General features: G+C 46.0%; 18 protein-coding genes. 8 read left to right on the plus strand and 10 right to left on the minus strand.

The genetic code is table 11. The annotated features are described in order from the left end of the window. Window positions 1-14: 14 nt before the first annotated feature. Together BLV62_RS13255 and BLV62_RS13260 are read left to right on the plus strand one after the other, a co-directional pair. Window positions 15-746: an HAD-IIB family hydrolase gene (locus BLV62_RS13255; protein WP_089762373.1), complete on the plus strand. Its 732-nt coding sequence runs from the start codon at window positions 15-17 to the stop codon at window positions 744-746. Window positions 747-862: 116 nt separating this feature from the next. Continuing rightward, window positions 863-1,243, plus strand: a complete 381-nt coding sequence (locus BLV62_RS13260) for a hypothetical protein (RefSeq protein WP_089762374.1) — start codon at window positions 863-865, stop codon at window positions 1,241-1,243. Between the two features lie 99 nt (window positions 1,244-1,342). On the opposite strand, the gene BLV62_RS13265 is transcribed toward BLV62_RS13260, so the two are convergent. Beyond that, on the minus strand, window positions 1,343-2,389 hold the full coding sequence (locus BLV62_RS13265) for a ferredoxin--NADP reductase (protein ID WP_089762375.1): 1,047 nt from the start codon (window positions 2,387-2,389) through the stop codon (window positions 1,343-1,345). A gap of 59 nt (window positions 2,390-2,448) precedes the next feature. Beyond that, window positions 2,449-4,374 (minus strand): 1-deoxy-D-xylulose-5-phosphate synthase, encoded by a 1,926-nt coding sequence (gene dxs, locus BLV62_RS13270; protein ID WP_089762377.1) that lies wholly within the window; start codon window positions 4,372-4,374, stop codon window positions 2,449-2,451. A gap of 216 nt (window positions 4,375-4,590) precedes the next feature. Between dxs and BLV62_RS13275 the strand changes: the two genes are divergently transcribed. Both BLV62_RS13275 and BLV62_RS13280 read left to right on the plus strand, forming a co-directional pair. Further along, on the plus strand, window positions 4,591-5,619 hold the full coding sequence (locus BLV62_RS13275) for a sensor histidine kinase (RefSeq protein WP_089762379.1): 1,029 nt from the start codon (window positions 4,591-4,593) through the stop codon (window positions 5,617-5,619). 72 nt (window positions 5,620-5,691) lie between these two features. Beyond that, window positions 5,692-6,420, plus strand: coding sequence for a LytR/AlgR family response regulator transcription factor (locus BLV62_RS13280; RefSeq protein ID WP_089762380.1), 729 nt, complete (start codon window positions 5,692-5,694; stop codon window positions 6,418-6,420). Between the two features lie 87 nt (window positions 6,421-6,507). Here BLV62_RS13280 and BLV62_RS13285 read toward each other — a convergent pair whose 3' ends face one another. Continuing rightward, window positions 6,508-7,263 (minus strand): phosphoglycerol geranylgeranyltransferase, encoded by a 756-nt coding sequence (locus BLV62_RS13285; RefSeq protein WP_089762382.1) that lies wholly within the window; start codon window positions 7,261-7,263, stop codon window positions 6,508-6,510. A gap of 344 nt (window positions 7,264-7,607) precedes the next feature. On the opposite strand from BLV62_RS13285, the gene BLV62_RS13290 reads away from it, so the two are divergent. The 3 genes from BLV62_RS13290 (at window position 7,608) to BLV62_RS13300 (ending at window position 12,419) form a co-directional block, all read left to right on the plus strand. After that, window positions 7,608-10,862 (plus strand): vitamin B12-dependent ribonucleotide reductase, encoded by a 3,255-nt coding sequence (locus BLV62_RS13290; protein WP_089762383.1) that lies wholly within the window; start codon window positions 7,608-7,610, stop codon window positions 10,860-10,862. Between the two features lie 538 nt (window positions 10,863-11,400). After that, window positions 11,401-11,904: a hypothetical protein gene (locus BLV62_RS13295; RefSeq protein WP_089762385.1), complete on the plus strand. Its 504-nt coding sequence runs from the start codon at window positions 11,401-11,403 to the stop codon at window positions 11,902-11,904. 23 nt (window positions 11,905-11,927) lie between these two features. Then, a complete protein-coding gene (locus BLV62_RS13300; RefSeq protein ID WP_089762387.1) occupies window positions 11,928-12,419 on the plus strand; it encodes a YcxB family protein in 492 nt (163 codons plus the stop codon). 152 nt (window positions 12,420-12,571) lie between these two features. On the opposite strand, the gene BLV62_RS13305 is transcribed toward BLV62_RS13300, so the two are convergent. The 4 genes from BLV62_RS13305 to BLV62_RS13320 all read right to left on the minus strand — a co-directional run bounded on the left by BLV62_RS13305 (window position 12,572) and on the right by BLV62_RS13320 (window position 19,585). Next, window positions 12,572-13,276, minus strand: coding sequence for a DUF2490 domain-containing protein (locus tag BLV62_RS13305; RefSeq protein ID WP_089762388.1), 705 nt, complete (start codon window positions 13,274-13,276; stop codon window positions 12,572-12,574). Window positions 13,277-13,387: 111 nt separating this feature from the next. Further along, on the minus strand, window positions 13,388-14,875 hold the full coding sequence (locus BLV62_RS13310) for a SusD/RagB family nutrient-binding outer membrane lipoprotein (RefSeq protein WP_089762390.1): 1,488 nt from the start codon (window positions 14,873-14,875) through the stop codon (window positions 13,388-13,390). An 11-nt stretch (window positions 14,876-14,886) separates the two neighbouring features. Next, window positions 14,887-18,393, minus strand: coding sequence for a SusC/RagA family TonB-linked outer membrane protein (locus BLV62_RS13315; RefSeq protein WP_168927838.1), 3,507 nt, complete (start codon window positions 18,391-18,393; stop codon window positions 14,887-14,889). Between the two features lie 259 nt (window positions 18,394-18,652). Continuing rightward, window positions 18,653-19,585 (minus strand): ribose-phosphate diphosphokinase, encoded by a 933-nt coding sequence (locus BLV62_RS13320; protein WP_089762394.1) that lies wholly within the window; start codon window positions 19,583-19,585, stop codon window positions 18,653-18,655. A gap of 238 nt (window positions 19,586-19,823) precedes the next feature. On the opposite strand from BLV62_RS13320, the gene BLV62_RS13325 reads away from it, so the two are divergent. After that, window positions 19,824-20,456 carry a carboxypeptidase-like regulatory domain-containing protein gene (locus BLV62_RS13325; protein WP_168927839.1) on the plus strand — a complete coding sequence of 211 codons (633 nt, stop codon included), beginning with the start codon at window positions 19,824-19,826 and terminating at the stop codon, window positions 20,454-20,456. 62 nt (window positions 20,457-20,518) lie between these two features. On the opposite strand, the gene BLV62_RS13330 is transcribed toward BLV62_RS13325, so the two are convergent. From BLV62_RS13330 to BLV62_RS13340, 3 genes are all read right to left on the minus strand, one after another. After that, window positions 20,519-21,118 carry a 3-keto-alpha-glucoside-1,2-lyase-like domain-containing protein gene (locus tag BLV62_RS13330; RefSeq protein WP_089762398.1) on the minus strand — a complete coding sequence of 200 codons (600 nt, stop codon included), beginning with the start codon at window positions 21,116-21,118 and terminating at the stop codon, window positions 20,519-20,521. A 207-nt stretch (window positions 21,119-21,325) separates the two neighbouring features. Continuing rightward, entirely contained in the window at window positions 21,326-22,615 is a 1,290-nt protein-coding gene (locus BLV62_RS13335) for a TolC family protein (protein WP_168927840.1), read from the minus strand. Window positions 22,616-22,679: 64 nt separating this feature from the next. Continuing rightward, window positions 22,680-25,805, minus strand: coding sequence for an efflux RND transporter permease subunit (locus BLV62_RS13340; protein ID WP_089762402.1), 3,126 nt, complete (start codon window positions 25,803-25,805; stop codon window positions 22,680-22,682). Window positions 25,806-25,834: the final 29 nt, after the last annotated feature.

Here is a 25,834-nt window from a genome sequence, read left to right on the forward strand (position 1 = left end):
TAGCGTATTTTAGCATGATACTAGCAACAGATCTTGACGGAACTTTTTTAGGAGGAGATATACACAGTCGCCAACTCTTATACACACTGCTTAAACAGAATAAAGACATTACCCTCGTTTTTGTTACAGGCCGCGGCGTACGCAGCGTAATGAACCTGCTGGAAGATGATTTTATTCCCCGGCCCGATTACATGATCTGCGATGTTGGCGCAACCGTTACACATTTTGCTACCCTGGAGTCTGTAGAGCCTGTACAGTCTTTAATCGCCTCCCGCTGGCCCGGAGAGGCAGTAAGAGAATCGATGAAAGAAGTGAAAGGATTGCTGCACCAGGAAGCACATCAGCAATACCGTTGTTCTTACTACTACGACGAGCATACAGATATTGAAAACGCCCGGACCCTGGCTGCTACCTGGCAGTGCGACCTCCTCTTGTCTGCAGGCAAATACCTGGATATTTTACCTAATGGAGTAAATAAAGGCTTTACGCTGACCGAGTTATTAAAAGTGCTGGCATTTCCTCATCAGAAGGTGTTAGTAGCCGGCGATTCAATGAACGATCTGGCACTGTTTGAAGCCGGCTTTAAAGGTGTGGTTGTTGGCGGCGCCGAGCCTGCATTAATTGAAAGCACTGCAAATATGCCGCATGTGCTACAGGCCGGAAAAATAGGCGCAGCCGGTATCCTGGAAGCGATGGCGCATTTCCCCGAATTTAAGGAGTACTTACCAAAAGAAGAACTGAAATAAAGAGCTGTCTTTAAAATTGTCGTATCTTCATAGTGGTCTTTACCGGTAATTTGAAGTCTTGATATTTTGCGTTGGAAATGAGGTTTGAGCAATTATTAACCAGACAATCATGTACCATGGAAATGACAACACTTTCTGAAGAATTACAGCAATTATCTTCCTGGAAGGAAGAGGTTAATGAAGTAAGAAATGAAGTGAAGTTGATGAGAGAAAGATTAGAGCAAATAGCCCTGAGCGACGCCCCCAAAGATGTAATGGCAAAAGTTGAACATTTCGAAAACCGCCTGTTACGCCAACGAGAAGTAGCTGATGAAATGTTTCACGATCTTAAACAGTGTGCAAAGAAACTTTCAGACCAACCAGTTAACGTAGTACACCACGACCCGCCTATTTGCAGTTTCGAGACTATGCAACTCAGGATGGATACTTTCCAGCAACTATATATGGAGCTAAAGAACGAATTCAACCGTTTTATACCAGGTAATGAATCGATGTAGGCTCTTCAATTTATCCTCGTATTTATAAACGCCATTGGTAAAGTATTGCTGCATCGTTATACCAGGCAGCAATACTTTGCTACATGCTGTCATAGCTTCTTAAATTTCCAATATTACCTCTTCAGTAACGGGATAGCCTACACAGGTAAGTACCAGTCCTTCCTGCAGTTCTTTATCTGTCAGTACTTCGTTTACCGACATCCAAACTTTACCGCTTACACATTGAGCTGTACAGGAGCCGCATACGCCTCCCCTGCAACTGTATGGCAGCTGTATATTATTGTCCAAAGCGTATTCCAGGATGGTTTGATTGGCAGGAACCTTCATCTCAGTAGTTTCGTTCCGGTAATGGATAATAACTTTCCTTGCATCGGTTTCCTGCGGAAGAGGTGTTTTCGCAATTTTTACGGCGGTATTGATAACGAAGTTCTCCTTGTGAAGCTGATCGGCCGAAAAGCCCATGAATGTCAGCGTTAGCAGGATGGTACGCATGTAATCGAATGGCCCGCAGAGGTAGAATAAAGCATTGGCGGGATTATGCTTCATATGTTTATTCACCAGTATTTCAAGCAAGGCGTTATTCAGGCGCCTGTATGTATGGTGGGAATCGGGGTCGTTGCTGAAAAGGAAAACACAGGTTAATTGCTGTGGATATTTGGCCTGCCATTCCAGGAGCTGCTGGTAGAAGATAGTTCTTTCGGGCGTGCTGTTGCTGTATATAAGGGTGATGCTGGCAGATGGATCTTCATGCAGTACTTGTTTCAGGATCGAGTAAACGGGAGTAATTCCGCTGCCTGCTGCCAGCATGAATACATCTTTCGGGCCTTTGGTCAAAGGTTGATAGATAAACCTGCCGGATGGTTCTACCGCGGTAACGATATCTCCTTTTTGCCAGGTTTTGAGTACATGGCGTGATATTTCACCATTTTCCTTTTCGCGGATGGTTACTGAAATGTAATCGTCGACTCCCGGTGTTGAACTGAAAGAGTAAGAACGCCTGTATTCTTTCCCATGGAGCAGGATGATGAACGTAAGGAATTGGCCGGCGGTGTAGGTCACAGGCTGCCCGGTTGCTTCTTCAAAAAAGTAAGTATTTGTTCCTGGTGTTTCTTTAACAATATTAGTGATGCGAAGCTGCAGGTACATGATATTCTCAATTGCTAAAAAAAAGAGGTTGTATTTTTTACAACCTCTTTTCCATTTATTTAAACTGTGACAGTTATCTTGTCTTTCATCATTTCCCGGGTTGTCCTGGCGATGCCGGCGGCATCGTAGCCGCACTCCCTGTGCAACTCTTCCGGTTTGCCATGTTCCACAATCCTGTCGGGGATGCCAAGGCGTTTAACGGAAGCGGTATAATTGTTATCTGCCATAAATTCAAGGATCGCGCTGCCTAAGCCGCCAACGATAGTGCCATCTTCAACGGTGATCACTTTATCGTAGGTCTGGAATACTTCATGCAGCAGGGCGGTATCCAATGGCTTAACAAAGCGCATATCGTAATGCGCAGGTTGCAGGCCGTCTGCCAGCAGTTCTTTGCAGGCTTCTGTTACGAAGTTGCCGGCATGACCGATGGAGAGGATAGCGATATCTTTACCATCGCGGATCTTGCGGCCGGTACCGGTTTTAATCGCTTTGAAAGGCGTGCGCCATTCAGGCATAACGCCCTGGCCGCGTGGATAACGGATCACATATGGCATGTCGTTATCCGGCAACTGAGCGCTATACATCAGGTTACGAAGTTCTTCCTCATTCATCGGGGCGCTGATGATCACGTTTGGAATACCTCTCATATAGGCGATATCGTATGCGCCATGGTGGGTAGGTCCGTCGTCGCCCACTAATCCTGCCCTGTCGAGGCAGAAAATCACGGGGAGTTTCTGGATGGCCACATCATGTACTGCCTGGTCAAAAGCCCGCTGGAAGAAAGAGGAATAGATGGTGCAGAACACCCGCATACCCTGGGTAGCAAGGCCGGCAGAGAGGGTTACTGCGTGTTGTTCGCAGATCCCCACATCGAAGGCCCTGTCAGGCATTTTTTCCATCATGAACTTGAGGGAAGAGCCGGAAGGCATGGCGGGGGTGATCCCCATTATTTTATCGTTTTGTTCGGCTAACTCGATGATGGTATGGCCGAAAACGTCCTGGTATTTAGGCGGTTGCGGAGTTGTAACCGGTTTTTTGAATATTTCGCCGGTGATCTTATCGAACAGTCCGGGAGCGTGCCAGGTGGTCTGGTCTTTTTCTGCCAGGGCATATCCTTTTCCTTTCGTAGTAACGATATGCAGCAGTTTAGGCCCCGGGATATCTTTCAGGTCCTGCAGGGTATCTGCCAGTTTGATGATATTATGACCGTCGATAGGGCCGAAGTACCGAAGTTTCAGCGCCTCAAAGAGGTTGCTGGATTTGGATACTACGCCTTTCACGCTGGCTTCCAGTTTGGAGGCCATATCGCGTGTGAATTTCTTGCCTACAGGCAATTTTCCCAGCAGGTTCCATACATCGTCGCGCAGTTTGTTATAGGCGGGAGAAGTGGAAATATCTGTCAGGTATTCTTTCAATGCACCCACATTAGGATCTATGGACATGCAGTTGTCGTTCAGTATGATCAGTACGTTGGCATTGGCCACACCGGCGTGGTTCAGGGCTTCGAAAGCCATACCGGCCGTCATGGCGCCATCTCCGATCACCGCAATATGCTGGCGGTCAAATTCTCCTTTGTAATGAGAGGCCATAGCCATGCCCAGCGCAGCGGAGATAGAGGTAGACGAGTGTCCGACGCCGAAAGTATCGTACGGGCTTTCATCCCTTTTAGGGAATCCGCTGATCCCTTTATATTTCCTGTTGGTAGGGAAAACGTCTCTGCGTCCTGTCAGGATCTTATGGCCGTAGGCCTGGTGGCCAACATCCCATACCAACTGGTCGTAAGGTGTATTGAAAATGTAGTGTAACGCCACCGTCAGCTCAACAACGCCAAGGCTGGCCGCAAAATGGCCGCCGTGCACACTTACTACGTCAATAATGTACTGACGCAGCTCCTCACATACCTGGTGCAGCTGCTCTTTACTCAGCTTACGCAAATCGGCGGGGTTGTCGATCTGGCTTAACAGTTGACCTGCCTTTATATTCATATTGTGGCTCGGATTTTTATGTTTATCAGGAAACAAAAATACATATAAAATATGATCTGAAATGGGGAAATTCCCTCCCTCTCCCTATATTTCGCCATTCAGTTGTTTCCCTGTGCCATTTATTGACGCTGATTAGCCATTTATAACATTTAGGTTTAAATGCGGGAAGTGGAAGGGTATTTTTGGAATATAGGTATAGTTTACTAAATTGATTAAATGTTCAGACAATTAAACAAATATTGGTGGTGTCAGATTTTGGGGTGGTCTACGTATATTCTGATCAATTTATTCTTTGCCTTAACAAACGATAAAAGGGATGGTGGAAACTACTTCAGGGCATTTGTCATTGCGTTGCTGATCATGACCTTATTCGGTTTCTTGTCTACCCATCTTTTCAGGAACCTGATTCACCGGCTCGACTGGGTGAATTTCAGCTTTGAAAAGCAGATATTACTGTTCCTCGGATTGATGGTTGGTTCGGGGTTAACGCTATATGCCGGCTATTACTTTGTAGTGGTCTTTTTACTGAAAATACTGACCACGCCTATAATTGTAGGGATTGCGTCGGCCTTGCTGATCACCACCTTATGGTGGTTTTTGTATTTTTTGTGGCATTACGTGGAACGTAACAGGATGGGGCAGGTAGACCAGCTGAAGCTGGAGGCGACTGTGAAGGAGCTGGAGCTGAAAACCATTAAAGCACAGATGAACCCGCATTTTATCTTCAACGCGCTAAACAGCATCCGGGCGTTGATCGATGAAAACCCGCAAAGGGCCAGAACAGCTATTACAGAGTTATCGAATATCCTGAGAAGCTCTATGCAAACGGAAAAGGCAGAGACTGTCAGCCTGGAGAATGAATTAAATATAGTAAAAGACTACCTTGCACTTGAACTTATCCGTTTCGAGGAGCGGTTAACTGTACAGTATGATATTGACCCGGATACCCTGGAATTGCAGGTTCCGCCAATGATGTTGCAAACCCTGGTTGAAAATGCGATAAAACACGGAATTTCGCGTATAATAATGGGGGGCTATGTGAACATTCACTCTTCCGTAAAGGGGGCGCAACATATCATTACTATAGAGAATACCGGTCAGATCATCGACGATAAGGGCAAAGGTTTTGGTTTGCAGAGTACCCGTCAGCGACTGAGCTTGTTATTCGGAAGCAAGGCCTCGTTTGAGATACGGAACAAAGATGGGCAAACGGTGGAAGCCAAAGTAGTGATGCCGTTGTACTGACAGGAATTTTTAACGTATGATCACAAAAATTTTTAAACAATATTAAATCATCAACCAAACTTCATATTGCCAATGAAAAAAGCATTGATAATAGATGATGAACGACTCGCCAGAAGCGAACTTAAAAAACTACTGGCAGATCACCCTGAAATTGTGGTGGTAGGAGAAGCAGTGAATGCGAAGGATGGTATAGAAAAAATAGAGACCTTGCACCCGGATCTGTTATTCCTGGATATACAGATGCCGGATAAAACAGGTTTTGATCTTCTTGCCGACCTGGAAAAGGCGCCGCAGGTGATATTTACAACTGCTTATGATGAATACGCACTGAAAGCGTTTGAGTATAACGCATTGGATTATTTGCTGAAGCCTGTTGAGCCTAAACGCCTGGCCGACGCTATTCACAAGCTGCACCAGCAGGATGAGAAAGACAGGATCGCCACCTCGGGCGGGGTACGTTCCCTGCTGTCGGAGAACGACCAGGTTTTCGTGAAAGACGGCGACAGGTGCTGGTTTGTAAAGCTGCAGGAAATACGTTTATTCGAAAGCGTAGGGAACTATGCCAGGGTGTATTTCGAAGCTAACAAGCCGCTGATCCTGAAATCGCTGAATGCACTGGAGGAACGGCTGGATGAGCGCACGTTTTTCCGCGCAAACAGGAAGCATATCGTCAACCTTCGTATGATCGAGAAGATCGATACCTACTTTAACGGGGGATTGCTGCTGGAAATGAAAGGAGGGGAAAAGATTGAAGTGAGCAGAAGGCAGGCGGTAAAATTCAAGGAAATGATGAGTTTATAGTGTCTTTTCCACCTAAAAATAAAAAGGATTTTGTGAACGAATTACCGTTACAAAATCCTTTCTTTATTTCTTTATTAAATTATTTTATCAGGCGTTTACCGGTACAGAGTGTACTGCATCAGCCAGCTCTTTTATCAGGGAAAGATCTTTTTCGATGGCATTGCCTACAACCAGGATATCGGCTCCTGCTTTACAGTTCAGGTAGGCCTTTTCGGCATCCCGGATCCCTCCGCCTACGATAATAGGCGCCTGTACATGTGAGGCTACCCTATTGATCATGGATTCGGTGATCGGTACTTTAGCGCCGCTGCCTGCATCCATGTAGATTACTTTCATGCCCAGCATTTCGCCTGCCATAGCTGTGCAAAGCGCAATATCGGCTTTGTCGGCGGGGATTGGAGTGGTATTGCTGATATAAGAAACAGTGGTAGGCGCGCCGCCATCTATTACCATATACCCTGTTGAAATAACTTCCAGGCCGCTCTTTTTAACAGCAGCAGCTGAGACAACATGTTGACCAATCAGCAATTCCGGGTTTCTTCCGGAGATCACTGACAAATAAAGCAAAGCATCAGCGTATTTTGAAACTTGTGAAGGGCTGCCAGGAAATAATACAACTGGAATATCACAGCTTGCTTTGAGTTGTTGCACGCATTCATCAAGATGGTCGGAAATAACCAAGCTGCCACCAAGGAAGATGTAATCAACTTTGGCAGCTGTGCATTTGGCTGCAAGTTCAATTATACCGGCAGGCGTTACCTTATCCGGATCTATTAAAACCGCGAATGCCTTTTCTTTCTTAGCCTTTCTTTCGATGAACGAAGTGTATATTTTATTGTACATCAATAGCGCATTGTTCCGGTTGTCGCAAATGTATAATATTTTTATTAATAACACACATTGCCTGATAAACTAAATAAATATGAATACAATGTATTTTCTATTCAACTTCTTCTTGATACCTACGATACACTTTCAATAATACATTCGTAATACTTCCCATCAGACAAATTTTAAGCCGGATTTGTTAAGGGTTATGCTGTTATAACAATTGTCGGGCTAAACTGTTCTGACAATTATCCACATCTGTGCAAAATAAAGGAAGGTCCTCCGGCATTTTAAAAGTAATTTTAGTTAACTCTCGATCACTAACCTCATTCTATTCATTTTTTAGAAAATCTATGTGCATGAAAAATCCTGTCAATCAGCGCGGGCTTGCCTTTTCCCGCCATTTTACAAAGGATGATGTGAGTCCTTATGACCAGTTTTCGTATGAGTTGCGTTCTTCCGTGATCCGTAACCCGGGAGGGGACGTTGTGTTTGAAATGAACAACGTAGAGGTACCGTCGGGATGGTCGCAGATCGCGACCGACATCCTGGCCCAGAAATATTTCAGAAAAGCAGGGGTGCCGCAAGCCGATGGCAGCACCGGAAGAGAAACCTCCGTGAAACAGGTAGTACACCGGTTGGTAAACTGTTGGAGAAGCTGGGGAGAAGAATATGGATATTTTGCATCAAAGAAAGACGCAGATATATTCTATGATGAACTGGTGTTTTCGCTGCTCAACCAATCTTGTGCGCCAAATTCCCCTCAATGGTTCAATACAGGCCTTTATTCCAGCTATGGGATCAAAGGTTCTCCCCAGGGCCATTTTTACGTGGAACAAAAAACCGGGAAACTGGAAAAATCCACTTCTGCCTATGAAAGACCCCAACCCCACGCCTGTTTTATCCTGAGCGTGAAAGACGACCTGGTAAACAAAGGAGGGATCATGGATCTCTGGACCCGTGAAGCCAGGATATTCAAATATGGCTCCGGCGTTGGTACCAACTTCTCGTCGATCCGCGGCGAGGGCGAAAAACTAAGCGGCGGCGGAACTTCCAGCGGGTTAATGAGCTTCCTGAAAATAGGCGACCGGGCTGCCGGCGCCATAAAATCCGGGGGTACTACCCGCCGGGCTGCCAAAATGGTGTGCCTGGACCTGGACCATCCTGAGATTATGGAGTTTGTGAACTGGAAGGTGGAAGAAGAGAAGAAAGTGGCCGCCCTGATAGCAGCCGGCTATTCGTCCGATTATGAAGGAGAAGCCTATAGAACGGTATCCGGCCAGAATTCCAATAACTCTGTGCGGGTTCCGAACAGTTTCTTTAAAGCCCTGGACGCAAACGCCGACTGGGACCTGATCGCCAGAACAACCGGGAAACCTATTAAATCCGTAAAGGCCAGGGAACTTTGGGACCAGATCAACTATGCAGCCTGGAGATGCGCCGATCCCGGAACCCAATATGATACTACCATCAACGAATGGCATACCTGTCCTAAAGGCGGTCGTATCAATGCTTCCAACCCCTGCTCCGAGTACATGTTCCTGGATAATACGGCCTGCAACCTGGCCTCAGTGAACCTGCGCCGGTTCTTTGATGAAGAAAAACAGTTATTTGACGTACCAGGTTTCGAGTATACGGTAAGGTTATGGACAACGGTGCTGGAAATTTCTGTGCTGATGGCGCAATTCCCGTCTGAGGAAGTGGCTCAGCTAAGCTACGACTACAGGACCCTGGGATTGGGATACGCCAACCTGGGATCCCTGCTTATGGTAAGCGGTATTGCCTACGACAGTGAAGAAGCCCGGGGCATTGCAGGAGCAATTACCGCTATTATGACGGGAGTAGCATATAAAACCTCTGCAGAAATGGCTGCTTTCCTGGGGCCGTTTGCCCGTTTTGAAGAAAACAGGGAAGATATGCTCAGGGTAATGCGCAATCACCGTGCAGCAGCCTACGATGCATCCGAAGCCTACGATGGGCTGGAGATCAAGCCTAAAGGGATTGATGCCAGGTATTGTCCTGATTATTTAATGAAAGCAGCTACCAAGGCCTGGGACGAGGCTGTGAAACTGGGAGAGCAATACGGCTACCGGAACGCGCAGGCAACAGTTATTGCACCTACCGGCACTATCGGGCTGGTGATGGATTGCGATACTACAGGGGTAGAACCGGATTTTGCGCTGGTGAAGTTCAAAAAACTGTCGGGAGGCGGTTATTTTAAGATCATCAACCAGTCGATCCCTGCAGCGCTTAAGAATCTTGGATATACGGAGCATGAGATCAGGGCGATTGTAGATTATGCCAAAGGAACCGGAAGTTTTGCCGGCGCGCCTTATATCAATCACCAGACCCTGAGCGAAAAAGGGTTTATAGGAGAAGAACTGAAGAAGCTGGACAATGCTGTGGCTTCTTCTTTTGACATATCATTTGTTTTTAATGTATATACCCTGGGAGAAGAGTGCTTGCAGCGGTTAGGATTCGAATCGGAAGAATACTATAGCCTGGAATTCAGTTTGTTGCATGCGTTAGGGTTTACAGACGAGCAGATAGATGCGGCAAATGACTACATCTGTGGTACAATGACGGTTGAAGGCGCCCCTTACCTGAAAGAGGCCCATCAGCCGGTGTTTGATTGCGCCAATAAATGTGGAAAGAAGGGAGAACGCTATATTCACCCGCATGGGCATATCAGGATGATGGCGGCGGTGCAGCCGTTCATTTCCGGCGCGATCTCCAAAACCATCAACCTGCCGCATGAAGCGGTTGTCGAGGAAATTGCCGATGCTTACAGGCTAAGCTGGGAGCTGGGACTAAAGGCCTGTGCGCTGTACAGGGATGGCAGCAAATTAAGCCAGCCGTTGAGCAATAAAGCTGATAAAAAGAAGAAAACAGAAGGCGACGCAGCCCCGGTGAACGAATTGCAACAACTGCCTACAGACGCATTGTTGGAGGAGATCAACCAGCGGATGATCGCCAGCAGCGATACGGAGCTGAAACGGCAGTTGTCGAGGATCATTGAACGCAAATCGCTGCCGTCGAAGAGAGGGGGCTTTACACAGAAAGCTAATGTAGGCGGACAGGTGATCTTCCTGCGGACCGGAGAATATAATGACGGCACATTGGGCGAAATATTCATAGATCTGGCCAAAGAAGGGTCGACATTACGCAGCCTTATGAACTGTTTCGCGATAGCCGTTTCGGTAGGCCTGCAGTATGGCGTTCCGCTGGAAGAATTCGTGGATAAGTTCATTTTTACCCGGTTTGAGCCGGCAGGGCGGGTGGATCATCCGAATATTAAATCCGCTACCTCGCTGGTCGACTATATTTTCAGGGTGTTAGGGTACGAGTATTTACAACGTAATGACCTGGTACATGTGCTGGATGAGCAGGACGACGAACCGGAAACGCCCCGGGCGCCGGCTCCGTCGAAGCCTGTAAGTGCGCCTGTAGTAAAGGTTTCCGGGGTTTATGCGGGAAGCGGGCAACAGGAACAGGAGTATTTAAAGCAGATGCAAAGCGATGCTCCGGCCTGTACAACATGCGGGCATATTACGGTTAGGTCCGGAACCTGCTATAAATGCCTGAATTGCGGCACCAGCATGGGTTGCAGCTGATGGATGTTGCAACTTCTTGTTAATGATATGTTATTGTGCCTTTAAAATTTCAAAGAAAAATAACACACCCTTACCTTTGTATTCAAATAGGGTTTTCATAGGATAGTAACAAATTGAGGGCGCTTTTCTAGGCGCCCTTACTTTTTAAAAGAAACCCCTCCTTTTTAGTCGATCCTTTTGCTATCGATTTCCCACTTCCCTTTTTTTCAATTTGAAAATTTTCTGTAAAAACGGTTTTAATTGCAGCTTTTAAAATTATAAGTTGTAATATTTAATTTTTTCTAATATTTGATTCTTCGCCCAACACACGATATAATTTTATTATATTTGTTATTGTATTAATTTTTATTATGGTTACTGTCCTATGAAAAACCAAATATTCCTACACCGCATGATTCATCATGCACTGTAAATGACTCTCGAAAGCAATGGTTCGCCCATTGCTTTTGTTTTTTAGATGAATTTTATAAATTTTGACCGCCTGTTGTAAATCTTCAAAAGATAATCGTATTTTTAGACTCGAAAATTTTGACACCTTATGAAGAAGCTGTTGTTTTTACTGTTGGCAGTTTTGACCGCAGTCACTTCAGCAAACGCCAGCACTGGTTTCAAAAACGGGGACAATAATGGGGATAAAAACGGTGGAGACAACAACGATAACCGTAATAACTCCAAAAACACGTCAGCTGCCAAACCTGTAAGGGTAGAAGAGTTTGTGTTAATGTTTCCACGAGTAGAGCCAACTGAAAAAGTTGACGAAGCCGAGTTGGAGAAAGCTATAGTAGATTTGTATAAGTGGTATTTACAAAACGAAAACAAGATAAATACAAACGACTTCCTGAAAGGAAGTGGTAAGGAAGGAGCTTTCCCTTTTAAGGTAGATCCTAAAACCTTGCAACAATATTTCCTGTTCATCAAAAAGAACTTTCCGGGTTTCGGAGAGGATGACCTGTCCAACATAAAACGCCCACGGAAGAAAGAAGCACCTGTTACTGTGCGAGATGAGATGGATAACCCAATGTCAATATCCGTAACCAGATAAATTCGTTTTGGAGTTCGATTTGCATGCAGAGTTTAGAGTTTAGTTATGACAAAAGTGAGGTATTACATGCATTGCGCTACCATTTTATGCAACGTGGGGAGATCAAGGTTTTTCGCAATACCCTCATTATCTTACTGCTAGCCACTTTAACTGGATACTTTTTCAGTGTAGTTACTCCTGGCGCTCTGACCGGGATCTTTATCATGACAGCCCTCATCGGATGGGTGTTCTGGTATCTGCTACCTGTTTCCATCTATAATAAAGCCGCCACATTTAAGGACGATATTCACCTGAATTATTCAGACGAAGGATTGCTGATCTCTACCCGGGCCAGCGATCACCAGCGGGCCATCGGCTGGAACAACTTCTCGCAGATCGTGGAAACTAAAAAGTTCTTCTTCCTGTACAGGGATAAAAAAACATTCTTCCTGATCCCCATTTCAGCTTTTCCCAACCAGGATGCCTACCGGCAGTTTGCCGGGTTGCTGAAAAGCAAATTTTCCAATTATAAATAACAACTTATTATAAAGCCGGCTGTGTAAGCCGGCTTTTTTATGCCCGGTTGTAAAGATCGGGGCGTACGCCTGCTTGTTTAATAAATCATGACCGGGACAATTCCCCGGAAAAGAACAGGAGCCCGTTGGAGAAAATGGACCGGAGCCCATTTTTATAAGTTAATCGTCTGGAACACGCTGAAATGCAGTATATGATTCATGCTTTTAGCCCCTGAGCCGGTTTGAAGGTATTGGTTCATATACCCGATGTCGGCCTTCAGGTTTGAATTGAATTGGTAACCAAATGCCGCCAGGAAACGGTTCTGATCAAAAAACAGGTTGCTGATGTCATTTCCCCAAAGATTCAGGAAAATTTCATCCTGCAAGGCCACATAAAAGGGCGTTTTATTCAATGGCAACTGTGTACGGTTGAAATACCTGGCCCGGTTGCCGTATTTCCAGTCACCGATCGCATGTACTGAGCCGGGTGCGGAAGGCTGGGAAACCCATCTTTGTTCCAGTCTTACCCGGTGCGTCATGTCAATTGTCTTGGCTTTGCGGATATACTGCTGGAATATCCTGTGCTCCGGCAGCCAGGTACCGCTAACATTGTTATAGGTTGGTACAAAGGCATAACCCAGCAAAACCTGGTCTTGTTTGGTAAGGGAATATTGAAGTCCTCCCCTGATAAGCAACTGGCCTTTATCACTGATCCCATCTCTTATCCGGCCCTGGATATCGAAAGGTATCGCCCATTTGCTATTCATTTTAACGGTTCCAAAATAAGTGTACCAATGTTGATAAGCCTGTGCTACTTTTTGTGCATACGAAGTGCGAACAATGACCAGCATGGTCAACGCTAACAGTACTTTCCTCATAAATTATGAAATATAGGTGGCGCTAAAGATACCAAAACGGGAGGAAAAAAGAAAAGCGCCTGCAGAAGCAGGCGCCGGCAGATTGTTGTTTAGCTATAGTTGATTGTTGTATCAAAATTTATTGTACCACAGCTTGGTGCCTTTGGTATCGCCACCCAGCGCGCTGACAGCCTGTTCGTAACTGGCTTTGTTCTGCGTTTGTTCAGACTGTGGATAAGTTAACCTGTAAGGAACCATTTTAACACTTGGGTCCAGGGAGCCTGAAACCGGTGCTATGAACAATGGTTGTCCGCCAGGTTTGCTGAAATTGAGCCTTGTTCTTTCGAACCAGGCCTGGAAGCCTTGTGGGTACAGGGCCAGCCATTTTTGAGTGCCTATCACGTTTTTCCAGTCACCGGCTACATAAGGCACGATTTTCAGATAATCAGAGATCGTTTGGTCAGTGATATCTGCGTTTTTAGTCAGGTCTTTCCAGTAGTTGATAGAAGCTCTTACACCATTTTCATAATGCGTAGCTGCATCGCCCACCTGCATACCTCTTGCAGCCGCTTCTGCCAGGATGAATTCCACTTCAGGGTAACCCATGAGGATACCAGGCATAGTAGCGCTGTAAATCTGTCTGCCAGGGTAGGAATAGAAATCTAACGCTAACCTGTTGGTATCTGATGCCGCCCAGCCATAAGGCATACCTTTAATGGTATCTGTATTTTTCGCAGGGCGTGCATAGATCGGTAAACGAGGGTCGTTTACGCTCTTCATATAGTTTACCAGTGTTTCGGTAACAGAGAAGTCGATGATCGGGCGTTCAGATTCGTTGTACGGGAACTTGTTAGGCGCAGCGTCCAGGTACTGGAACTGTGCGCCTTCTGCATTGCTGCTGATCGCGTCTTTATAATGCGCTTCTATTTTCTGTTTGGCAAGATCCGGGCTCGCGTTCACCATACGGATGCTTAATCTCAGGATCAGTGAGTGAGCCAGTTTTTTCCATTTTGCTACATCACCGCCATAGATCACATCACCTGCATCAAAGCTGATTTCTGCATCATTCATCACAGTGATCTGTTTTTCCAGGGTATCTATTAATGCCTTGTAAACGGTGGCAGCATCATCATATTTAGGAGTGATGTTGGTTGCACTCTCAAATGTCTGGGTGTATGGAATGTTACCATATGCATCCGCAAGGATCTGGTAGATCCAGGCCTCGGTGATCCTGGCAACAGCAATCTGGTTGGCGGTATTCGCTTCACCGGGTTTGCTCTGTAGCTGTTTGATAATATCCTCCAGGTTGTGCAGCGATATCCTGTACAGGTTATTCCAGAGGGCGGTGTTATTACCTTCATCAAGATTGAACTGGCTGTCGTTGGTGCGGGAATTCCCTGTCCAGTACTGTGCGTAGTTCATCGCAATAAAACCGTTTTGCAGACCGCTATACATCAGGTCCATAGCACTTTTCTGTGCACCTGTTAACAGGTACTTAGGGTCGGCAGTCGTAGGTTTAGTTGGGTCATGCGCCATATCATCGAACTTCCTGCAACTGGCGATCAGACAAACCAATGCCAGTATGGCGCCGCTATATTTAAGAAAATGTTTAATAGTCATCGTCACAAAATTTAGAATGATACATTCAGGTTAAATCCATAGGAACGCAGAGAAGGGAGTGCTCCACCTTCTATCCCCTGTACGTTAGACGCGGAGTTGAGGATGTTGGAAGGGTCTACGTTCGGAGCATTGGACTTGATCAGCCAGAGATTACGGCCATACAACGAGATCCTTGCGCTTTGGGCGCCGATCTTTTTGTACCAGTTCTCAGGTAAGTTGTAACCGATCTTGGCTTCTCTCAGATAGATATAACTTGCATCATACAAATTGGCTTTGCTGATCACATTACCTCCGTTATAATTGAAGTGGTCCTGCGCGGTGATCCTGGTAGTATTAGGATGGCCATCTGCAGTCACGCCGGGAACTATGATGCCGTTTTCACGGATCCCGTTTTCTACGGTCGATTCCAGCAAACCTGATTTATTACCATACAGGTTCGTATAGCTGAAGAAGTTACCGCCATGCTGGAAATCAACCAGGGCGCTCAGGTAAATACCTTTGAATGTAAAGGTGTTGGTAACACCGCCAACATAATCAGGGTATGCGTTACCGATAGGTTTGATCTCACTTGGTACATATCTTCCTAATTCATCCACTACTTTCTGACCATTCAGGTAAGTATAATCTGTACCCCTGATAGTACCCAGCGGTTCGCCTACCTGTCCTACCACTGAAACTTTCTGCGTTCTGCGGTCGGTACCGATGGTGAGGTATTCCAGCGACGTATTGTATTGTTCGATATTCAGATCCAGTACTTTGTTACGGTTACGGGCCAGGTTAGCATTGATATCCCAGCGGAAACCGTTCTTCAGCCTGATCGGGTTCAGGTTAAGGCCTATTTCAATACCCTTGTTCTCTACAGTACCGCCGTTTACAAACGCTCCCACAAACCCGGTTGCAGCAGGCATTGCCAGGGTAATGATCTGGTCTTTGGTTACCCTGCGGTAGTAGGTGAAATCAACTCCTATCCTGTTATCAAAGAATTTTAGTTCTGTACCGCCTTCAACTTCGGTAGTTCTTTCAGGTTTCAGGTTTTCGTTATAGAGTGTTGGAGTGAACTGTGAAATAGGATTTGTTCCGAATGGAGGAACAAAATCGTAGGTGTTATAGATCCTGTATGGATCTGCAGCATCGCTGCCCACAGCGGCTACGCTACCCCTGATCTTGCCGTACGACAGCCATTTCCAGTCTTTCAGCAGGTCTGAGAACACAAAAGAAACAGAAGCTGAAGGATAGAAGTACTGGTTATTGCCTTTTTTCAGGGTAGACGACCAGTCGCTGCGGCCTGTCAGGTCTAAGAACAATAAATTCTTGTATCCCAGGTTGGCAGTTGCAAAAACAGAGTTGATCTGTTTTTCATAGAACTGGTCGATAGGCGTTGCTGTTTGCACAGAGTTGGCCAGGTTATACACATCTTTGGTAATGAGGCCGCCAACAGTAGATCCGCCGGTTACCGTCCATTTACGGTGCATAATGTTTCCACCCACTGTAGCATTCAGCTGGAAGTCTTCGCCAAAGTTCTTTTTGATATCGGCTGTTAACTGGTAGTTCATTTCACGGGTAGTGCGTACACGTTTGATGTAACCGCCCACAGAGTAGTCTTTTGCTGTTCTTTCTTCTTCCAGGGTATTATAATCGTCCATAAATACCCGGCCGGTGAAGGAGAGCCATTTTGTTGCATCCACATCTACGCCTGCATAACCGTAGAGGCGGTTGCGGCTGTCTGTTTCATAATCCATATACCGGTTCCAGTATGGGCCATTGCTGGAAGCAACGGTTGGATCATCCCAGGCTCTGCGGTTCCAGGTGATCTGTGAACCGTCTTCGTATTTATATCTTTTCTCCATATCCAGGTCGAGCTGGCGCTGCCCATACATGGTAAACTGAAGCGCGGGGTTTGGTCCGGTGAAGCCGGTTCCCGGTCTGCCCTTAACGTTCAGGGAAGTATAGTTAACAGAAGCTACCGCCCTTACGCCTTTTGTTACTTCGTAATTACCATTGACAGAGAGGTTGTTCCTTTTATTGGTGGCATTTGGCAGCACGAATGACTGGTCCATATTGCCGTAGGATAACCTGAAAGCGCCTTTATCGTTAGAGCCGGCGAGAGATATGTTATTGGTAAGAGTAAAACCTGTTCTATAGAAATCTTTTACGTTATTAGGGTGAGCGATCCATGGAGCTGTCTGGCCGAAGTAAGGATTGTTTTTGTTTTTATCCCATGACCAGTAAGGGCGAACAAGGCGTCCGTCCAGTTTCGGGCCCCATGACTCGTCTACGGCATATTGAGGCAGGAGGTCGTAACGTCCTTTCCCGTTATTATCATCGTAAGTGGCAGCCTGCTCATTCAGGAATGCTTCGGGGTGCTGGTTGTAGTAAAGCGTATCAAATTTACCTGCGCTACCGCCACCATATTGGTTTTGATATTTTGGCAGTACATAAACCTGGTCGATCTGTGCGTTCAGGCTGTATGTAACGCCGATGCCACGTTCTGTGTCGGGGCGCTTTTTGGTAGTGATCTGCAATACGCCGTTGGCGCCGCGGCTACCGTATAATGCAGTGGCAGCAGCTCCTTTCAGTACGGAAATGTTTTCAATATCTTCCGGGTTGATATCCTGCATCGGGCTGCCATAGTCGTAACCGCCCCCGCCGTTTTGCTGGCCGGGATCGTTGGTTACGCTGTTAAGCATTGGAACACCGTCTACAACAAAGAAAGCATTATTATCACCTAAGATAGATTTAACACCGCGGATAGTGATCTTGGTGGCGCCGCCCATAGATCCGGTGTTGGTATTGATCTGAACACCTGGTACTTTACCAGTAAGAGCGTTTACAAAGTTCACTTCCTTGGCTTCCTGTACTGCGTTTCCGGCAACTTCCTGGATGGCGTAACCTACGGAACGGGGATTCTTTTTAATACCTAACGCGGTCACTACTACTTCGCCCAGCACTTTTTTGGTAGCGCTGCTGGGTACAAGCGAGAAGTTTACAGGCCCGCGTTTGGTGATATTGATCGCCTGTTCAGCGAAGGTAGGAGCAGTAACAAGGATGGTGTCCCCAACCTGTGCTTTAATGGTGTAATTACCTGCAGGATCAGTCTGGGCGTTGAGCTGGGCAGATTTGTTCCTGACTACGGCGCCGGGAATTGGCGCGCCTTTGTCATCTTTTACTACGCCTGTGATATTAAACTTATTCACTTCAGATTTGGCGGTAGCCGGATCCGGAGGCAAGATAAGAGCTGTGTCTTCTTTTGGTTTCTCGGTCACTTTTTTAGTTGTGTCCTGAACTTGTTTAGCTGTGTCCTGTACTGGTTTCGTAGTATCCTGTGCGGGTTTTACAGCAGGCTTGGATGTATCTTGCTTAGATGGGTTACTGGTATCAGCAGCGGGTTTAATAACTACCGGAACTGTAGTATCAGCTTGAAAGACGGGAGAATGGCCCTCGGGTTTAGCATATGCGCTGCTTACAGAGCAGAAAAAGGCATAGCACAGCCCCAACCAGGCTAGTACTTGGCTTCTCATGATATGATTAACTGTTTGGTTACAAATTCTTCTGACAGTACATTGATGCTGTCTGTTGTTATATTGCTGGTCCATCAATATAACAATACAATCAAAAGCGCCTTTACAATGGGTGTGTAAAGAAAAAAAATTGACAATCTCACTTCAACGATCCATCTTCCTGTATACACAGCTACCGTACTCGATTATACGAAGAGCTAACAACCATGTTTATAGCAATTGACGGAAGGGTGCAAGACAAATAACTTGCCAACCCTTATCAGATGGATTGATAATGAAAGTAGTCGACGATCAGTTGTGCTACTGATCTTACTTCCAGCATAGGATCATGAATAGTTAATGCATTGGGGTGGGTATCTGTACAAACAACCTTGCTGATAAGTCCACTGTTTTTAATTCTCTCAAACCCGTTGCCGGCAAAGATCCCATGAGTTGTGATCACACAAATGCCGGCTGCCCCGGCTTCGTGATAGGCTTCGGCGGCGTGAACAAGAGAGCCTCCCGTACGGATCATATCGTCATAAATGATCACTGTTTTATCTTTTACATCTGCGCTGATAGCGGTAATGGCGGTTTCTTCGCCGGAGATCCGGCGCTTGAAAACAAAGGCTGCGGGAACATGCAGATCGTTCGCCAGCGACTCTACCCATTTAGCCCGCCCTGCATCTGTACTGGCTAATACAAATGGTTTATCTCCCGCCAGTTCCTGTGCTGCATTCAGCACAAATCCTTTAGCATACAGGTGTACGGGGCGGATATCGTTTTCAAAATACCAGGTAATTCCATCCACATGCAGGTCTATCATCACAATCCGGTTGCCGCGGGAAGTATTGGGTAAAGAAGAAAAAAGTACTGCACGGGTTTTGGCTTTCACTATTTCTCCATATTTTACCGCCCTTTCCATGGTAGAGTAACCAAAATAAGGGATGATAATCGTTAATGAATATGCACCCAATTGTATGCATCCACTTGCCAGATCAAATAATTCCAGGGTTGCCTGATCATCGATCGTTCCGCCGATGATCACCACTTCTTTGTGACTAACATCGCTCAGGATACGATGATAATGTTCCCCATCTGGGAAATCCCGTATCTCTAATTCCCCATTTTCCCATGCCTCGCCGGTAATAGCGAGGATACGATCTTTCAGATATTTATAATGTTGTGTTGCGAAGATGATTTTTTGCGGCATAATCCAACGTATATCTGTAAAAATATGTTATTGAGCGGATATTTACTGGCCTGATTATTAATAATTTTGCGGGCGGGCAATTATCTGTTACCGGGTTTTAACTTTTCATTTGCGGGTGGAACGTTAAATTTGAAGGATTACTATTTTCATGATTCGTTTTACGACATACATCGGAGCACTGTTTTTTTTCTTTTTTATTAGCCTACAGGATACTTTAGCACAGGTAAGAATATCGGGTATGGTGGCAGATCAGGACACGAAAACAGGATTACCTTTTGTTTCCATTATAAACAAAAGAACTATGACAGGAACTCTCAGCAGTGAGAGTGGTAGGTTTTATATTGAAGCCGTTCCCGGCGATACGCTGGAGTTCTCGATGCTGAGTTATACCAGCAGGCTGTTTACCGTGCCCAGCATGTCATCTACTCATGATATCTATTTGCAGAAGCGGTTGTTTGACCTGCAGGGAGTGAATGTAAAAGGAAAGAACTATCACAACGACTCGTTGGCGATGAGGGAAGAGTATGGGCGTTATTTTAATTATAAGAAGCCCGGGGCGGTAGATGTCTTGAAAACATTACCTGCCAATCCTATCACTGCTCTCACATACCTGGTGCCCAGCAAGGCACGTAAACGAAAGGAAGAATTTAAAGAACAGCTCGTTTACTGGGAGAAAGAAAAATATATAGATTACCGTTACTCCCCGGAAGTGGTGGAGAAGATGACGAAGCTGCAAAGCCCGGAGCTGGACTCTTTCATGCTCAAATACCGTCCTACCTATCAATTCCTGAATTCAGCCTCAGAATATGATCTTTTATTGTTTATCAAACAATCATTCGAAGAATATAAAAAATCGAAGGCTGAAAAATAAAGAAGGCTTTAAGACTCACGCCTTAAAGCCCGACTTCTAACTTAACAATCAACAGTCTTTATTTATTTTATGGTCAGGTTTTTCCAGTCGCCTGGCGAGTTGTTGCCAACCCAGTAACCAATTCTTCCTTTTTTCTGCTCACTCAGTTGGGTTACATGCAGCACACTTTGACCGTTCACCCAGACCTCAACCTGTGGCCAATTAACAGTTATTTTAACGTGAAACCAAGTATTAGGATCAGGGGCAGGTGTTATCTCATTTTCGTACTTACCAGGGTGTTCCTCTCTTAATAATTCCCAATCGTATTTCGGCATCGAAATGTATTGTACCGAATGTTTCCTTCTTATTTCTTCTGCAGCCTGAAAATTAAAAGGTCTGAAATAAATGGCATCATAGGTACTGTCATTTACTCCGTGAAAAGCTATTCCTACAAAGCTTTGTTGCAATACGTCGCGGCCTCTGCAGTCAAATTCAATAGTACCATTCGAAAAGTTCCTGAACGCGAGTTTTTTCTTCAGCCATACAAGACCTGCTCCCGGAGCTTCGTTGACGTGAATCAGCGAATCTACAGTAACGCTCCTGTTCACAGTTTGCAAAACCTGGGCATTCCCGAAGCCTGCAATTAATACAAGATAACTAAAGAGGATGAAAATTCGAAACATAATACTGATAATTTAATATTGAGGTTTAAAAGTTGAAAATTATGCCGGCTTCATTGTTATTGGAAAGTAGGTTGTTTTGAATAATGAATTTAACATATGTGTCCGGAAATGAAAAAAATTTGTTCAACCCCGTACGTATCAAGTACCAAAAGTGCAAAGGGCAGCCTGTTGGTTCACAGACTGCCCTTTTTTAATTAAGATAGAATTTTATTTTAACAATACTCCATTGAGTCGTCCTAATTCCGTTTCCGCCACTTTTGTATTATACCTGGCCTGTATAAGGCGGTAATACGAATCTTCCAGGCTCTGTTGCGCGATCTTTACTTCCAGCAAAGTTGAAACGCCCTGTTTAAATCTTTCCAGGGCCACCATTGCATTTTCACGGGCCAGCTCATTGGTTTCTTCTTCCAGCTCAACAGCTTTTTTATAATATTCATAATCTTTAAATGCGTTATTCAACGACAGGTCAACCTGCGACTTCACATTATCCAGGGTAATATTCTGGTAATCGAAATCCAGTTTCGCATTTTGTACCTGGCGTTTTACATTGAAGCCGTTGAATATAGGAATAGCGGCGGTAAGACCGTAACTCAATACCCCATTCCTGCTGAACTTCGGACTGAATGCATTGGATGCAGCGTTGGAATGATTGCGGGTATAGTTATATCCTGAGTTGAAAGAGATCACCGGGAAATAATCGGCCTGCCTTTCTTTAATCGTAAGTGCAGAGATATTCACATTTTGCTGCTGCACTTTTACAGCAGTGTTATTGTTCATAACATTTTGCTGTAATGCGGCGTAGGAAAGGCCGGTATCCAGCGGGATAGAATCCACTACTTCGTAACCCGTGGCGCCCGATGGAACTGCCATCAGCTGGTTTAGCAGGGCTTTGCTTTGTTCTATCACCGTAATTTGACGGATGTATAACGCTTTTTGGGCATTCAGGTCTACTTTTGACTGAAGCAGGTCGGTTTTCGGAGCCAGGCCGGTGCTGAATTTCGCGTCAGACAGTTTAACCCGCTCTTCGGAGATCGACATCTGCTCTGCCAGCGCTTTCAGTTGCTGTTTTTGTTGAACGATATTGTAATACCCTGTGATCACCGTAGCGATCGTATTCTGCACCTGGTCTTTCACTACCAGTTCCCCGTAGTCACGGATAGACTCCAGTTTATTACGGGTGGCGAACATTTTCAAACCATCGAACAATGTCCATCCCAAAGTAACGTTGCCGCTAAGGTTATTGGATTTGATACCGCTGGTATCGCGGGAGGTTCCGTTTACGAACTCCTGTTTGGTAGCGGTTCTTGACCAGGTAGTACCGGCAGAGGCATTCACCCTTGGAAAAAAAGCAAAATTCGCATAGGCGTAATCGTTAGCCGAGAGTTCTGCAGAATTCCTGGCCAAACGTATATTGTAATTATTCTTTAATGCTACATCTATAGCCTGCTCTAAAGTAAGTATCTGCTGTTGCGCCTTTAATGCACCTATGCTACACAACAGACAACATAAAAGTAAGCAACGCCTTATCATATAATTTGTCATAAAAACGATTCGTCGTTAATTAGGCATGGGCAGTATGAATATCTGCTTTTTCAATTTCTTCTTCCTCTTCGTCGTCATGCGATTTATTTCCCCTGCGTGAGAAGAAAGTATACATCGCCGGAATTACATATAAGGTAAGAACGAGAGAGAATACGATCCCGCCCACGATTACGATACCCAGCGGTATACGGCTGGTTGCTGCCGCACCCAGCGACATGGCGATCGGCAATGCGCCCAAAGCCATAGCCAGGCTGGTCATCAGGATAGGACGCAAACGAAGCGAGGAGGCTGTAACTACCGCATCTGCTTTATTCATGCCGCTGTCGCGCTGATGGTTGGCAAATTCCACGATGAGGATACCATTCTTGGTTACCAGCCCTATCAGCATGATCACGCCGATCTGGGAGAAAATATTCCACGTCTGGTTGAATAACCACAGTGATAACAGCGCTCCTGCAAATGCCAGCGGTACTGTTAACATGATGATAAGCGGGTCTATCCAGCTTTCGAACTGTGCTGCCAGCACCAGGTAGATCAGCACCAATGCAAGGCCCAGGGCGAACATGGTGTTGGAACCACTTTCTGCATAGTCGCGGGATGATCCGGATAACGCTGTGGTAAATGAATCGTCCAATATTTTTTCCTGTTGCAGCTTATTATAGATCCTGTACATTTCGTTGATACCATCCCCGATCGTTTTGCCGGGAGCAAGACCAGCGGAGATAGTAGCGGATTTGTAACGGTTGAAGTGATAGATGATAGGAGGACTGGTTTCCTCTTCGATGCTCACCACGTTATCTAACTGAATGGCTTCCCCGTTGGAGTTACGGACGTACAGGTTCTGCAGATCCATAGGATCGTCCCTGTCGGCGCGGAATACCTGGCCCATTACCTGGTACTGTTTACCGTTCCTGATAAAGTAACCATAGCGCAGGTTACTGAGGGCCAGCTGCAGGGTCTGGGAAATGTCCTGCACCGAAACGCCTAACTGTGTGGCCTTATCGCGGTTGATATGTATGCGGAGTTCCGGTTTGTTGAACTTCAGGTCTACATCCGTTCCCTGGAATACAGTGCTGTTGTTCACTTCTTCCATGAACTTAGGCAGTACGGCGGTCAGTGTATCGAAGTTGATATGTTCGAGTACAAAGGAAACGGGCAGGCCGCTACGGCGCCCTACCTGGATGGTTTGTTGTTCTATTGCAAATACCTTTCCTTCGGGGAACCGGCTCATGTTCCGGTTTACCATGTTTACAATGTCTTTCTGCGACCGTTGCCTTTCGTTAGGTTCGGTGAGCATGACGTTGGCAAAGGCGGTGTTAACAGCTCCTGATCCGCTGAAGCCCGGAGAAGTTACGCTAAGGATGATCTTCTTCTCGGGGATGGAATCTATCATAAAGTTGGTGAGCTTATCCACGTATTTATCCATGTAGTCGAAGGCGGTGCCTTCAGGCGTGGTGATAGACAGGCGGAAAGTACTGCGGTCTTCCAGTGGCGCCAGTTCGGCCGGCAATGTTTTGAAGAGGAAGTAGATCATTACCACGCAACCGGCGATGATAAGTCCGGCTACCCAACGGAAACGCATAAACGCTTCCAGCGAATTTTTATAACCATCTTCCATCCAGCGGAAGAAAGGTTCAGTTTTAAGATAGAACCAGGAATGTGTATGGGTTTTACGGCCCAGTTTTACGTTCAGTACCGGCGTTAAGGTAAGCGATACAAATGCTGAGATCAATACTGCGCCGGCTACTACGATACCGAATTCGCGGAACAGCTGTCCTACGAATCCCTGCAGGAAGATGATCGGAAGGAATACGAAAGCCAGGGTAATGGAGGTGGCGATCACCGCGAAGAAGATCTCTTCCGATCCTTCGCGGGCGGCCCTCATCCTTGGCATACCGGCTTCTATCTTCTTATAAATATTTTCAGTTACTACAATACCGTCATCCACCACCAGGCCTGTTGCCAGAACGATGGCCAGGAGGGTAAGGATGTTGATGGTAAATCCGCAGGCATACATAATAAAGAATGCCCCGATCAGGGATACCGGTATATCGATCAACGGACGGAGCGCCATCAGCCAGTCGCGGAAGAACAGGTAAACGATAATGATCACCAGTACCAGGGCTACTATCAGGGTTTCCTCCACTTCTTCAATTGATTTTTTGATGAAGCGGGTGTTATCCATAGCGATATTCACTTTAAAGTCTTCAGGAATATCTTTCTGCAGCTGGGCATATCGTTTATAGAATTCGTCGGCGATGGCAACATAGTTGGACCCCGGTTGAGGAATGAGGGCCAGGGAGATCATCGGGCTGCCTGATTCTTTCAGCACTGTTTCCTCGTTCTCTGGGCCTAATACGGCCTGTCCTATATCGCGGATCCTGATCTCGCTGCCATTTACGTTGCGGATGATGAGGTTATTAAAATCGTCTTCCGTTACAAGCCGGCCAAAGGTGCGTACAGTGAAGTCGGTAGCATTACCGGCTATTTTACCGGACGGAAGTTCTACGTTCTCTCTTTGCAGCGCCACCTGTACATCGCTTGGCGTGAGGCGGTAGGAAGAAAGTTTTGCAGGGTCCATCCAGATACGCATGGCATATCTTTTTTCTCCCCAGATCTGGATGGCGCTGACGCCGGGGATGGTCTGCAGTTTTTCCAGCAAAACGTTGGTACCATATTCTGTCACTTCCAGTTGGTTGCGGGTGTTGCTTTGTACCGTCATGGAGATGATCGCATCGGAGTTCGCGTCCTGTTTGGAAACTACAGGAGGCGCGTCGATATCCGGCGGCAGGGCGCGGAGGGCCTGGGATACTTTGTCGCGCACATCATTGGTGGCGCCTTCGAGGTCCTGTCCCAGTTCAAATTCCACGGTGATATTGCTGCTGCCCTGGCTGCTGCTGGAAGAAATATTTTTAATACCGGCAATACCATTGATCTGTTTTTCCAATGGCTCGGTGATCTGCGTTTCAATGATGTCAGAGTTGGCGCCGGCGTATGACGTACGTACGTTTACGATAGGAGGGTCAATGGCCGGAAAGTCTCTTACCCCCAGGAAAGTGAAGCCCACCAGACCGAATATCACGATAATGATATTCATCACGATAGCAAATACCGGGCGTTTGAGAGATAAGGAAGGTAAACTCATGTTGAATATATTTAGAATGAAGCAGCGAC

The sequence above is a fragment of the Chitinophaga terrae (ex Kim and Jung 2007) genome, assembly GCF_900107795.1.
GTDB lineage: Bacteria > Bacteroidota > Bacteroidia > Chitinophagales > Chitinophagaceae > Chitinophaga > Chitinophaga terrae.

Coding starts and splice junctions, on each gene's coding strand:
- BLV62_RS13255 (WP_089762373.1), top strand. CDS start 15: ATGATACTAGCAACAGATCTTGACGGAACTTTTTTAGGAGGAGATATA.
- BLV62_RS13260 (WP_089762374.1), top strand. CDS start 863: ATGGAAATGACAACACTTTCTGAAGAATTACAGCAATTATCTTCCTGG.
- BLV62_RS13265 (WP_089762375.1), bottom strand. CDS start 2,389: ATGTACCTGCAGCTTCGCATCACTAATATTGTTAAAGAAACACCAGGA.
- dxs (WP_089762377.1), bottom strand. CDS start 4,374: ATGAATATAAAGGCAGGTCAACTGTTAAGCCAGATCGACAACCCCGCC.
- BLV62_RS13275 (WP_089762379.1), top strand. CDS start 4,591: ATGTTCAGACAATTAAACAAATATTGGTGGTGTCAGATTTTGGGGTGG.
- BLV62_RS13280 (WP_089762380.1), top strand. CDS start 5,692: ATGAAAAAAGCATTGATAATAGATGATGAACGACTCGCCAGAAGCGAA.
- BLV62_RS13285 (WP_089762382.1), bottom strand. CDS start 7,263: ATGTACAATAAAATATACACTTCGTTCATCGAAAGAAAGGCTAAGAAA.
- BLV62_RS13290 (WP_089762383.1), top strand. CDS start 7,608: ATGAAAAATCCTGTCAATCAGCGCGGGCTTGCCTTTTCCCGCCATTTT.
- BLV62_RS13295 (WP_089762385.1), top strand. CDS start 11,401: ATGAAGAAGCTGTTGTTTTTACTGTTGGCAGTTTTGACCGCAGTCACT.
- BLV62_RS13300 (WP_089762387.1), top strand. CDS start 11,928: ATGCAGAGTTTAGAGTTTAGTTATGACAAAAGTGAGGTATTACATGCA.
- BLV62_RS13305 (WP_089762388.1), bottom strand. CDS start 13,276: ATGAGGAAAGTACTGTTAGCGTTGACCATGCTGGTCATTGTTCGCACT.
- BLV62_RS13310 (WP_089762390.1), bottom strand. CDS start 14,875: ATGACTATTAAACATTTTCTTAAATATAGCGGCGCCATACTGGCATTG.
- BLV62_RS13315 (WP_168927838.1), bottom strand. CDS start 18,393: ATGAGAAGCCAAGTACTAGCCTGGTTGGGGCTGTGCTATGCCTTTTTC.
- BLV62_RS13320 (WP_089762394.1), bottom strand. CDS start 19,585: ATGCCGCAAAAAATCATCTTCGCAACACAACATTATAAATATCTGAAA.
- BLV62_RS13325 (WP_168927839.1), top strand. CDS start 19,824: ATGGTGGCAGATCAGGACACGAAAACAGGATTACCTTTTGTTTCCATT.
- BLV62_RS13330 (WP_089762398.1), bottom strand. CDS start 21,118: ATGTTTCGAATTTTCATCCTCTTTAGTTATCTTGTATTAATTGCAGGC.
- BLV62_RS13340 (WP_089762402.1), bottom strand. CDS start 25,805: ATGAGTTTACCTTCCTTATCTCTCAAACGCCCGGTATTTGCTATCGTG.